This window comes from Pseudomonas sp. LAIL14HWK12:I1 (assembly GCF_003202095.1).
GTDB lineage: Bacteria > Pseudomonadota > Gammaproteobacteria > Pseudomonadales > Pseudomonadaceae > Aquipseudomonas > Aquipseudomonas monteilii.
In genome coordinates, this window is record NZ_QJKG01000008.1 from 209,851 (window position 1) to 221,747 (window position 11,897).

Sequence of the window (11,897 nt, forward strand, 5' to 3'; positions counted from 1 at the left end):
ATTTACGTAAGTATTGTTACAGCTCCGAGAGCGCGGCCTGGCCGGGCTATCCGTTTGGCTATCCATTTGGCTATCCATTTGAAAACAATACAAAACCTATGCCAGCACGGACCTCCGAACGTCGCCCGAAAAAAAGGCCCGTACATGACGGGCCTCTTCATTCGCGCCGCGCTCAGCGCTTGACCGGCGCCGGCTGCTGCTGGGTCAGGCAGTGAATGTTGCCACCGCCCAACAACAGCTCACGACCCGGGATCATCACCACCTCGTGGTCGGGGAAGATCTTCGCCAGGATCGCCCTGGCTTCGGCATCTGCCGGGTCATCGAAGCTTGGCGCGATGATGCCCCCGTTGACGATCAGGAAGTTCACATACGAACCGGCCAGGCGCACCGACGGGTCACGCTCCTGGCTGCCAGCCACGTGATCGACACCGGCACATTCTTCAGCCGTGGCGAACAGCGGGCCTGGAATCGGCATTTTATGCACGATGAACTCACGGCCCTTGGCGTCACGGGTGTTCTTCAACACCTCCATGGCCGCGTGGCAGCGCGCATAGTTGGGGTCGTTGGAATCATCGGTCCAGGCCAGTAACACTTCACCTGGGCGCACGTAACAGCAGAAGTTGTCGACGTGGCCGTCGGTTTCATCGTTGTACAGGCCATCCGGCAGCCACACCACAGTGTCGACCGCCAGCTGGTCGCGCAGCACCGCTTCGATCTGCTCGCGGTTCAGGTGCGGGTTGCGGTTACGGTTGAGCAGGCATTCCTCGGTGGTGATCACGGTGCCTTCGCCGTCCACGTGAATCGAGCCGCCCTCAAGCACGAAGCCTTCGGTGTGGTAGCGCTGGCAGCGCTCCATCTCCAGCACTTTGGCGGCCAGTTCCTCGTCACGGTTCCAGGGTGCATACAGGCCGCCATCGAAGCCGCCCCAGGCATTGAAGCCCCAGTCCACACCACGCACCTCACCCTGGTCGTTGATGACGAAGGTCGGGCCGGTATCACGCACCCAGGCGTCATCGTTGCTGATTTCAACCACACGAATGTTCGGCTGGTCGAGCTGGCGGCGGGCATTTTCGTACTGGCCGGCAGAGGCTGCCACGGTCACAGGCTCGAAGCGGGCAATGGCCTTGGCCAAGGTGACGTGGGCTGCCTGGGCAGGCTTACCGCCCAGGCGCCAGTTGTCCGGGCGCTCCGGCCAGACCATCCACACCTGGGTTTGCGGGGCCCATTCGGCGGGCATGTGGAAACCATCGGCACGGGGCGTGGTGTTGAGGGTTTTCATGGGTGACCTCTGTGATGGCCCTGAGCCGGACTGTGCTGGGGCGTTTGTGAATTTATAACCGATATATATCGACATTTAAAGCCCGGCAGTCGGGACATTTCCGCTGAAATGACAAATTTGTATCGATAACAATCGAACCTAATTTGCCCATGTCTGGTGCCGATAACAGCCTGACGTCTACCATAGCCACACCTTATGCATCCTGTTACAGCTCCCGGCGGAAAAATCCGGCGGGGCCGACTAGGGTCAATACTTGGGCAACGGGCCAGCGAGCCGCTATGAACATCATTCCTACTGCAATCCCTGAAGTACTGATCATCGAGCCGAAGGTTTTCGGTGACAGCCGTGGTTTTTTCTTCGAAGCATTCAACGCGCGTGAGTTCGCACGGCAAACCGGCGTGAATGCCGAATTCGTCCAGGACAACCACTCACGCTCCATCAAGGGCGTACTGCGCGGGCTGCATTACCAGGTAAAAAACACCCAAGGCAAACTGGTGCGCGTAGTGCAGGGGGAAATCCGTGATATCGCCGTGGACGTGCGCAAAAGCTCGCCAACGTTCGGCCAATGGGTCGCCGTGCATCTGTCGGCCGACAATCACCGTCAACTGTGGATTCCACCCGGCTTCGCCCATGGCTTTGCAGTAATGAGCGAGTCGGCCGAGTTTCTCTACAAGACCACCGACTACTACAACCCGGACGCCGACCGCTGCATCCGCTGGGACGACCCACAATTGGCAATCAACTGGGGGCTGCAGCAACCGCCGGTGTTATCAGACAAGGACAAGGTCGGCCTGCCACTGGCAGAGGCGGAACTGCTGCCTTAACTAGCGCATAATTGCGCCAGACCTTTCTGGCGCATTTACGTGATGATTGCAAAACCCACGCCCCCACGCCGTCCCCGCTGGCGCAGCCTGGCCCTGTTGGCCCTGTGCCTGGCCCCGCTCCTGTGGCCCCTGCATCACCTGGCCGAGCGTTACTACCAGGATGAACTGGCCTCGCAGAACCGCCAGACCCTCGACCTGTACGTCGCCAACCTGCTCGGTACCCTGCACCGTTATGAGACCCTGCCACAAATCCTTGGCGACCTGCCGGCACTGCGGGGTGTACTGGTCGACCCGTTCCGCCTGGAAGCAGTAACCAACGCCAACCGACTACTCAAGGACATCGTGCAGCAGACCGGCGCCGAGGTGATGTACCTGATGGACATCAGCGGCAACACCCTGGCCGCCTCCAACTGGGACAAGCACGACAGCTTCGTCGGCCGCAATTTCGCCTTCCGCCCCTACTTCAACGAAGCCATGGCCGGCCACTTGGGTCGTTTTTTCGGCCAGGGCACCACCTCGGCCAAACGCGGCTACTTCTTTGCCGCCGCCGTGCGGGACCGTGAGCGTGTCGTTGGCGTACTGGTGGTGAAGGTTGACCTCGACCACACCGAGACCCTCTGGGGCCGCACCCCCGAGCAGCTGTTGCTGACCGACCACAATGGCGTGGTCATCCTCACCTCGCGGCCTGACTGGCGCTTCCGCGCTACCCGTGTGCTGACCGAAGCCGAACGCCAGGCCATCATCGCCATCCAGCCCTACCCGACCCAGGCACCGCAACCGCTGGTGCTCAACCCGGACGCCTGGATCACCCAGACCCGCGATATCAAGGAAACCGGCTGGCAAGTGAGCATTCTCGCCCCTCGCCTACTGGTCGACCGTTCGGTACAGACGGTAATGGCCATCGGCGCAGGCACCCTGCTGGTGGTGATGCTGTTGGCCGGGCTGGTGATGCAGCGGCGCCGCCACTACATCGACCGAATCGACTTCGAGGCCCGTGGCCGCCAGCAGCTGGAAAAGCGTGTGGCCGAACGTACGGCCGACCTCGAAGGCCTCAACTCCCGCCTCAAAAGCGCCGTGCTGGAGCGCGAGAACGCCCAGCAGGAAGCGGTGCGTGCCCAGGACGAACTGGTGCAGGCCGGCAAGCTGTCGGTTCTCGGCACCATGTCGGCCAGCATCAGCCATGAGCTGAACCAGCCATTGGCGGCCATTCGCAGTTACGCGGAAAACGCCGAGATCCTGCTCGACCACCAACGCACCGAAGACGCCCGCGACAACCTCAAGCTGATTGGCGAACTGACTGGGCGTATGGCCTCGATCATCGCCCACCTGCGTGCCTTCGCCCGCCGCGACCGGCACGCCCCGGAGAGCGTAGCCCTGCAGCCTGCTCTGGACGATGCCCTGGCGCTGCTGGCCAAGCGCCGCCGGGCCATGGCCGTGGAACTGATCCGCGACCTGCCCGAGGCCACCTTGTGGGTACAAGCCGGCGAAACCCGCCTGCGTCAGGTATTGGGCAACCTGCTGGCCAACGCCCTCGACGCCCTGACCGAAAAAGCCAACCCGCGCCGCTTGTGGCTAAGTGCCGAGCAACGCGATGACTGCGTCTACCTGTACATCCGCGACAACGGCCCTGGCTTCAGCCGCCAGGCCCTGGAGCACGCCAAGGAGCCATTCTTCACCACCAAGACCCGCACCCAGGGCCTGGGCCTGGGCCTGGCCATCTGTGAAAGCCTGATGCGTGCCCTGGGCGGTGAACTGCTGCTGGCCAACCACCCGGAAGGGGGCGCGCTGCTGACCTTGCAGCTGCGCGTGGCCGCGCCTGGCGCTACTTTGCCCAATTCGGAGGACACCTCGGCATGACCACCGAGACACTGATCGACAACCGAGCCCAGGTCATCCTGGTCGACGATGACCCGCACCTGCGCCAGGCACTGAGCCAGACCCTGGACCTGGCCGGCCTCAAGGTGGTCGCCCTGGCCGATGCCCAAGGCCTGGCCGACCGTATCGAGGCCGATTGGCCCGGCGTGGTGGTCAGCGACATTCGCATGCCCGGCATCGATGGCTTGCAACTGCTGGAGCAATTGCATGGCCGCGACAGTGAGCTACCGGTGCTGCTGATTACCGGCCACGGCGATGTACCGCTGGCGGTGCAGGCGATGCGCGCCGGGGCTTATGACTTTCTGGAAAAACCCTTTGCCACAGACGCCCTGCTCGACAGCGTACGCCGCGCCCTGGCGCTGCGCCGCCTGGTGCTGGACAACCGCAGCCTGCGCCTGGCGCTGAGCGACCGCCAGCAACTGGCCACCCGGCTGGTAGGCCATTCGCCGTCCATGCTGCGCCTGCGCGAACAAATCGGCGCCTTGGCCGGTACCCGCGCCGATGTGCTGATTTTGGGTGAAACCGGCGCAGGCAAGGAAGTAGTGGCCCGCGCCCTGCACGATCTGTCCAGCCGCCGCGAGGGGCCGTTCGTGGCAATCAATGCCGGCGCGCTGGCCGAGTCGGTGGTCGAGAGCGAACTGTTCGGCCATGAGCCGGGCGCATTCACCGGCGCGCAGAAACGCCGCATCGGCAAGTTCGAGTTTGCCAACGGCGGCACGCTGTTCCTCGACGAAATCGAGAGCATGAGCCTGGATGTGCAGGTAAAGCTGCTGCGCATGCTGCAAGAGCGGGTAGTCGAACGCCTGGGCGGCAACCAGTTGATCCCGCTGGACATCCGCATCATCGCCGCGACCAAGGAAGACCTGCGCCAGTCTGCCGACCAAGGCCGCTTCCGCGCTGACCTGTACTACCGCCTGAACGTGGCACCGCTGCGTATTCCACCGCTGCGCGAACGCGGCGACGACATTCTGGTGCTGTTCCAGCACTTCGCCGACGCTGCCAGCCAGCGTCATGGCCTGCCACCGCACACCCTGCAACCAGCCCAGCGCGCCGTGCTGCTGCGCCACGACTGGCCAGGCAATGTACGCGAGCTGCAGAACGCGGCCGAACGCTTCGCCCTTGGCCTGGAACTGGCCCTGGACGGTCAGGCGCCACCGGCAGCAGTACCCGCAGCACCAGCGCTGATTGGCAACCTGAGCGAACAGGTCGAGCAGTTCGAACGCTCGCTGATCGCTGCCGAACTGGCCCAGCCACACAGCTCCATGCGCAGCCTGGCCGAGGCGCTGGGCATCCCCCGCAAGACCCTGCACGACAAGCTGCGCAAGCACGGTTTGAGCTTTGACGGCGGCAGCGGCGGGCATGACGACCATGAGGATAACCGTTGATGAACACCGATAGCCAATACCTGCAGTCCGTCCTGCACGGCGACATCCCCCTGACCCGCGAAATGGGGCTGGAAGTACTCGACTGGCAGCAGCACACCCTGCGCCTGCAATTGCCACTGGCGGCCAACGTCAACCACAAGAGCACCATGTTCGGCGGCAGCTTGTACTGCGCCGCGGTGCTGGCGGGTTGGGGCTGGCTGCACCTTCGCCTACGTGAGCTGGGGATCGATGACGGGCATATCGTCATCCAGGAGGGGCAGATCAGTTACCCGCTGCCGGTTACCGGCGCAGCGGTGGCGCGCTGCACGGCGCCGGATGAGAAAACCTGGGAGCGGTTCGTGAACATGTACCAGCGTCGCGGGCGGGCGCGGTTGACGCTGGAGACCACGGTGAGCAATGTCGGCAGTGACGAGCCTGCCGTGAAATTCAGCGGCCAGTACGTGTTGCACCGCTAACGCGGATCCCTTTGGGAGCGGGGTTACCCGCGAACACCGGCGAAGCCGGTGCCGTGCACTGCGCTGGATTCTTCGCGGGTGAACCCGCTCCCACAGGGTAGGGTGATACGCGTCAGATCAGCTTCAGGAAGGCCTGGCGCCACGTAGCATTGGCCGGCAATGCCAGGAAATACGGATTCAGCAGCGAATCCCGCGCCGGGTAGCGGAACGGCAAGCCATCCAACCCGATCACTTCGCCGCCAGCCCCTTCCACCACTCCCTGCGCCGCAGCAGTATCCCACTGCGACGTCGGCGCCAGGCGCGGATAACAATCGGCGCTGCCCTCAGCCAACAGGCAGAATTTCAACGAGCTGCCAATATTGGCCAACTCGAGTTCACCCACAGCGGCACCCAGCCCGGCCAACAGCGCCTCCTGCTCCGGACTGGAATGCCGACGGCTGGCCACCACGGTAAAGCGCTCGCCCTGTGCCGGTGCGTTGCGCACCTGGATAGGCTGGGCAACCTCACCGGCCTCCGCACGCCAAGCCCCCAAACCGCGCCCACCAAAGTAGCAGCGCCCATTGGTCGGCATCGACACTACGCCAAACACCACCTCGCTGTTTTCAACCAAGGCGATGTTGACCGTGAACTCCTCACTGCCCGCGATGAATTCCTTGGTGCCGTCCAGCGGGTCGACCAGCCACCAGCGGCTCCAGCCCTGGCGCTCGGCCAGCGGAATGTTGCAGTCTTCTTCGGACAACACCGGAATGTGCGGGGCCAGCGCCAACAGGCCATCGGCAATTACCCGGTGCGCTGCCAGATCGGCGGCGGTTACCGGCGAGTCATCAGCCTTGTTGGTAACCGCAACATCGGCGCGCCAGAACGGCAGGATCGCCTCGCCCGCCATCAGCGCCAGCTTGACCACTTCATGCATCAGTTGCAGGTCGTTCATAGCTCCAGCAGCCCCCGCTGAATCAGCAGGTCACGCGCCAGGTACAGCGCCGCCAAGGCGCGTCCTTCGGTGAACTGCGGGTGCATGGCGAATGCCGACAGCTCGCGCAGGTTGACCTTGTCGACCCGCATCGGCTCTGGCTCGTCGCCTTCCAGGCGTTCTTCGTACAGGTCGCTGGCCAACACCACCTGGATCTTCTGGCTCATGTAGCCCGGCGACAGCGACAGCTCGGTCAGATGCTCCAGCTGACGTGCGCCAAAACCGGCTTCTTCCTTGAGCTCCCGGTTGGCGGCCGCCAGCACGTCTTCGCCCGGTTCGATCAGGCCTTTGGGCAACGACAGCTCGTATTCATCGGTGCCGCCACAGTACTCCTCCACCAGCACGGCGTGTTCGGCGTCGAGCATGGCCACAATCATCACCGCCCCGTAGCCGTTGCCCCGGCCTACCAAACGCTCGTAGGTACGCTCATTGCCATTGCTGAAGCGCAATTGCACGGCTTCGACGCGGAACAGGCGGCTGCTGGCGACGATTTCGCGGCTGAGGACGGTGGGTTTCTGGCGCATGGGGCGGCTCCTTGGCGTGAACGGGTTACTATACCGTGGCTTGCCGACTGAACGAGAGTTTCCCATGCCTGTTCTTCCCTGGTCTGCCATCGATACCGTCCTGCTGGACATGGACGGCACCCTGCTCGACCTGCACTACGACAACCGCTTCTGGCTGGAGCACCTGCCCCAACGCTATGCCGAGCTGCACGGAGTAAGCCGGGCCATGGCGGAAATGGAGCTGCAGCCGCTGTTCGAACGCAATGCCGGCACGCTGAACTGGTATTGCCTGGACTTCTGGAGCCGCGAGTTGCGCCTGCCGATTCGCGAGCTGAAGCAGGAAATCGCCGACCTGATTGCCCTGCGGCCGGATGCCGACACTTTCCTGGCGGCGATTCGCCAAGCCGGCAAGCGGGTGGTGATGATTACCAATGCGCATCGTGATTCTTTGTCGCTGAAACTGGAGCGGGTAGAGCTGGCGCCGTATTTCGAGCGGCTGATCAGCTCGCACGATTATGGCTACCCGAAAGAGAGCCCGCAGTTCTGGGATGCGTTGCAGGCGGATATCGGTTTTGAGCCGGCGCGCAGCCTTTTCATCGATGACACGCTGGCGATTTTGCGCAGTGCGCGGCGGTTTGGTGTGGGGCATTTGTTGGCGGTACGCCAGCCGGATAGCCAGGCTGGGCCGCGGGATACCGAGGAATTTGCAGCGGTCGAGGATTACCGGGAATTGTTGGTCGGCCTGTGAGGGCCTCTTGGGGGGCAAGCCCGCGAACAGGCCCTCACAGGCAGTAGAAATCACTCAGGAATACGCAGCACCTGCCCCGGATAGATTTTGTCCGGGTGCTTGAGCATCGGCTTATTGGCCTCGAAAATCTTGTTGTACTGGTTGGCATTGCCGTAAACCACCACCGAGATGGCCGACAGCGTGTCGCCCTTCTTCACCGTAACGAACCTGGCCGCCGCCACCACCGGCCCGGTCACGGTAATCTGGTCCTCCACACTGGCTACTCCATTGATATTGCCCGCCGCCAGAATGATCTTCTCCTTCTCCTCCTGGCTGGCCACCTCACCCTTGAGGATAATCTTGTCACCCTCTACAGTGGCACTGATGTTCGGGTTGCCCAGGCCAACCTTGGCCACGTGCTCTTTGAGCTGATCCTCGGCATTGGCATTACCGGGGGTCAGCAGGTCGATCAACTTCTCGCCGGCTTCCTTCACGAAACTGAACAGGCTCATTGCGTTCTCCTTGTTGACGAAACCTCGGACACACGAGTCTAGGCCAGCTTTTCCACTCCCGCCCCTGTGCGACCAATCGACGCGGTCTATCACGGCATAGACCCTAGCGATTAGACGCCGCCGGCCCGCAAGCCTAGGCTTGTGCTATCAGAAAGCCGCCGGTATTCAACACCCCCGATGAACAGCAAACCTCCGGTCTGCGCGGCCTCATCGCCCTTGTCCATGCCCGCCGCCAGCAACACCTACGATTACGTTCAGCTCAGTGACGCCAAACGTGACAGCACGCCGCTGGCCGAAGAAGTAGCCTTGGCCATCGTCTACAACGGCCTCAACCAGGCAGTGATGCTGGTCAGCCCCACCGACCTGGAAGACTTTGCCGTCGGTTTCAGCGTTGGCAGCGGCATTGTCGAAGGCACGGCAGAAATCTACGACCTGAAGCTCTCTGGCAGCGGTTCGGCGATGTATGCCGACCTGGAAATCTCCAGCCGGGCCTTCTGGAACCTGAAAAACCAGCGCCGCCAACTGGCCGGCACCAGTGGTTGCGGCCTGTGTGGGGTCGAAGCGCTGGAGCAGGCCCTGCCGGACCTGGCCGTACTGCCCGGTGCGCCCTTGCCCCCGGCCCAGTGGCTGGCCGGCCTGCGTGAGCGTATCGATGCCTTCCAGCCGTTGGGCCAGCATTGCGGCGCCGTACATGCAGCGCTGTTCATGGACCGCCATGGCGAATTGCTGCTCGGCCGCGAAGACATCGGCCGGCACAACGCCCTCGACAAGCTGATCGGCGCACTGCTGCGCCAAGGCATCGACAGCCAGGGCGGCCTGGCCATCGTCACCAGCCGCTGCAGCCTGGAGCTGATCCAGAAGGTGCTGCGTGCCGGCATCCAGACCCTGGTCAGCCTGTCGGCGCCCACCGGCCTTGCCCTGCAATGGGCGCGCAAGCACAACCTCAACCTCATCCATTTGCCCAAGCACAGCGCACCGCGGGTCTACAGCCCAGCGGCGGAGTCGTAACAGCCGTGACCTCGTACCAGCCCCTTCCGGACAACGCCCCAGCCTCCACCCCTCGCTACAAGCCCTACCACGGCCCCGCCGGTGGCTGGGGTGCACTGCGCAGCGTGGCCAAGGCCTGGGTCGGCAGCGACAACGCGCTAAAGAACATTCGCGCCCTGCTCAAAACCAACCAGAATGGCGGCTTCGACTGCCCCGGCTGCGCCTGGGGCGACTCGCCGGAAAGCGGCATGGTCAAGTTCTGCGAAAACGGCGCCAAGGCGGTGAACTGGGAGGCGACCAAGCGCCGCGTGGATGCGGCCTTCTTTGCCCGCTATAGCGTCACGTCGCTGCTACAACAGAGCGACTACTGGCTGGAATACCAAGGCCGTTTGACCGAGCCAATGGTCTACGACGCCCCCAGCGATCGCTACCAACCCATCAGCTGGGATGCTGCCTTCGCCCTGATCGCCCGCGAGCTGAACAAACTGGCCACCCCTGACCAGGCCGAGTTCTATACCTCGGGGCGCGCCAGCAACGAAGCGGCCTACCTGTACCAGCTTTTCGTCCGTGCTTACGGCACCAACAACTTCCCCGACTGCTCGAACATGTGCCACGAAGCCAGTGGCGTTGCCCTGGGGCAGAGCGTCGGGGTCGGCAAGGGCACCGTCACCTTCGACGACTTCGAGCATGCTGATGCGATTTTCGTCTGGGGCCAGAACCCTGGCACCAACCACCCACGCATGCTCGACCCGCTGCGCGATGCGGTTAAGCGTGGCGCCCAGGTGGTGTGTATCAACCCGCTCAAGGAACGTGGCCTTGAACGCTTCCAGCACCCGCAGAACCCGCTGGAGATGCTCACCAACAGCGACCGGCCGACCAACACCGCCTTCTTCCGCCCGGCGCTGGGCGGCGACATGGCAATGCTGCGCGGCATGGCCAAGTTCGTCCTGCAGTGGGAACGCGAGGCCCAGGCCAACGGCGAACCGGCCGTGTTCGATCACGCGTTCATCGCTGAACATGGCCATGGCGTCGACGAGTACCTGGCAGTGGTGGATGCCACACCATGGGAACACATCCAGGCACAGTCTGGCCTGACACTGGCGGATATCGAGCTGGCTGCGCGCATGTACTGCCGCGGCAAACGGGTGATCATGTGCTGGGCGATGGGCATCACCCAGCACCGCCACTCGGTGCCGACCATCCAGGAAATCGTCAACCTGCAGATGCTGCGCGGCAACATTGGCGCACCAGGCGCAGGCCTGTGTCCGGTACGCGGGCACAGCAACGTGCAGGGTGACCGCACCATGGGCATCAACGAACGCCCACCGGTCGCGCTGCTGGATGCCATCGAGAAACGCTTCGGCTTCCCCGTACCGCGGCACAACGGCCACAACACCGTCGAAGCGATCCACGCCATGCTGGATGGCCGATCCAAGGTATTCATCGGTCTTGGCGGCAACTTCGCCCAAGCCACGCCAGACACCGAACGTACCGCCCAGGCGCTGCGAAATTGCGAACTGACCGTGCACATCAGCACCAAGCTCAACCGCAGCCACCTGGTGCATGGCAAGCAGGCGCTGATCCTGCCGTGCCTTGGCCGCACCGACATCGACCTGCAAGCCGACGGGCCGCAGGCTGTCACGGTGGAAGACTCGTTCAGCATGGTCCATGCCTCAAACGGGCAACTGAAGCCTCTGTCCTCACAGATGCGCTCGGAACCGGCAGTGGTAGCCGGCATTGCCGCTGCCACCTTGGGCAAGCAACCGGTGGACTGGCACTGGTTGGTGGCCGACTACGACCGTATTCGCGACCTGATCGGCGATACCATCGCGGGCTTCAGTCATTTCAACCAGCGCCTGCAACACCCCGGCGGCTTCTACCTGGGTAACAGCGCCGCCAGCCGCGAGTGGAAGACCAGCACCGGCCGCGCCAACTTCAAGGCCAACCTGCTGCCGGATACGTTGCTCGACGAGCGCGTGCGCGCCAGCGGCCAACTGCCGGATCTGATCATGCAATCGATGCGTTCGCACGATCAGTACAACACCACCATCTACGGCCTGGACGACCGCTATCGTGGTGTGCGCGGCCAGCGCGAGGTACTGTTTGCCAACGAAGCCGACATCATCCGCCTGGGCTTCCAGCCGGGGCAGAAAGTGGACATCGTCTCGTTGTGGGGGGATGAGCATGTGCGCCGGGTGCAGGGCTTCACCCTGCTGGCCTTCGATATCCCGGCCGGACAGGCGGCGGCGTACTACCCCGAGGTGAACCCGCTGGTGCCGCTGGAGAGTATTGGCGATGGCAGCCATACGCCAACCTCGAAGTTCATCGCCATCAAACTGGAGCGGGCGCTGGACGGCGGGCGTATCCTGTAAAAACGAAA

At 63.3% G+C, this 11,897-nt stretch carries 11 protein-coding genes; 7 read left to right on the plus strand and 4 right to left on the minus strand.

The window, feature by feature from the left end:
- Positions 1 to 172: 172 nt before the first annotated feature.
- Entirely contained in the window at positions 173 to 1,279 is a 1,107-nt protein-coding gene (gene aguA / locus D906_RS20200; protein WP_019096883.1) for an agmatine deiminase, read from the minus strand.
- Positions 1,280 to 1,557: 278 nt separating this feature from the next.
- Here aguA and rfbC point away from each other — a divergent pair, with 278 nt between their 5' ends.
- The 4 genes from rfbC to D906_RS20220 are packed head-to-tail and all read left to right on the plus strand — an operon-like array spanning position 1,558 to position 5,818.
- Complete coding sequence (gene rfbC / locus D906_RS20205) at positions 1,558 to 2,103, plus strand: dTDP-4-dehydrorhamnose 3,5-epimerase (RefSeq protein ID WP_019096884.1); 546 nt, start codon at positions 1,558 to 1,560, stop codon at positions 2,101 to 2,103.
- Between the two features lie 42 nt (positions 2,104 to 2,145).
- Positions 2,146 to 3,960 (plus strand): ATP-binding protein, encoded by a 1,815-nt coding sequence (locus D906_RS20210; RefSeq protein WP_027615951.1) that lies wholly within the window; start codon positions 2,146 to 2,148, stop codon positions 3,958 to 3,960.
- Complete coding sequence (locus D906_RS20215; RefSeq protein WP_016714476.1) at positions 3,957 to 5,363, plus strand: sigma-54 dependent transcriptional regulator; 1,407 nt, start codon at positions 3,957 to 3,959, stop codon at positions 5,361 to 5,363. The genes D906_RS20210 and D906_RS20215 overlap by 4 nt, the downstream gene beginning before the upstream one ends.
- On the plus strand, positions 5,363 to 5,818 hold the full coding sequence (locus D906_RS20220) for a YiiD C-terminal domain-containing protein (protein ID WP_019096886.1): 456 nt from the start codon (positions 5,363 to 5,365) through the stop codon (positions 5,816 to 5,818). The genes D906_RS20215 and D906_RS20220 overlap by 1 nt, the downstream gene beginning before the upstream one ends.
- 112 nt (positions 5,819 to 5,930) lie before the next feature.
- Here the strand turns inward: D906_RS20220 and cysQ are convergent, their stop codons facing one another.
- Together cysQ and nudE are read right to left on the minus strand one after the other, a co-directional pair.
- A complete protein-coding gene (cysQ, locus tag D906_RS20225; RefSeq protein ID WP_019096887.1) occupies positions 5,931 to 6,749 on the minus strand; it encodes a 3'(2'),5'-bisphosphate nucleotidase CysQ in 819 nt (272 codons plus the stop codon).
- Positions 6,746 to 7,312: an ADP compounds hydrolase NudE gene (gene nudE, locus D906_RS20230; RefSeq protein ID WP_027615952.1), complete on the minus strand. Its 567-nt coding sequence runs from the start codon at positions 7,310 to 7,312 to the stop codon at positions 6,746 to 6,748. The genes cysQ and nudE overlap by 4 nt, the downstream gene beginning before the upstream one ends.
- Before the next feature lie 64 nt (positions 7,313 to 7,376).
- Between nudE and yrfG the strand changes: the two genes are divergently transcribed.
- Positions 7,377 to 8,039 carry a GMP/IMP nucleotidase gene (gene yrfG / locus D906_RS20235; RefSeq protein WP_019096888.1) on the plus strand — a complete coding sequence of 221 codons (663 nt, stop codon included), beginning with the start codon at positions 7,377 to 7,379 and terminating at the stop codon, positions 8,037 to 8,039.
- A gap of 50 nt (positions 8,040 to 8,089) precedes the next feature.
- Here yrfG and lysM read toward each other — a convergent pair whose 3' ends face one another.
- Positions 8,090 to 8,530 carry a peptidoglycan-binding protein LysM gene (lysM, locus tag D906_RS20240; protein ID WP_019096889.1) on the minus strand — a complete coding sequence of 147 codons (441 nt, stop codon included), beginning with the start codon at positions 8,528 to 8,530 and terminating at the stop codon, positions 8,090 to 8,092.
- A gap of 177 nt (positions 8,531 to 8,707) precedes the next feature.
- Here lysM and fdhD point away from each other — a divergent pair, with 177 nt between their 5' ends.
- Together fdhD and D906_RS20250 are read left to right on the plus strand one after the other, a co-directional pair.
- Positions 8,708 to 9,538, plus strand: a complete 831-nt coding sequence (gene fdhD / locus D906_RS20245) for a formate dehydrogenase accessory sulfurtransferase FdhD (RefSeq protein ID WP_016714470.1) — start codon at positions 8,708 to 8,710, stop codon at positions 9,536 to 9,538.
- 5 nt (positions 9,539 to 9,543) lie between these two features.
- On the plus strand, positions 9,544 to 11,889 hold the full coding sequence (locus tag D906_RS20250; RefSeq protein WP_019096890.1) for an FdhF/YdeP family oxidoreductase: 2,346 nt from the start codon (positions 9,544 to 9,546) through the stop codon (positions 11,887 to 11,889).
- Positions 11,890 to 11,897: the final 8 nt, after the last annotated feature.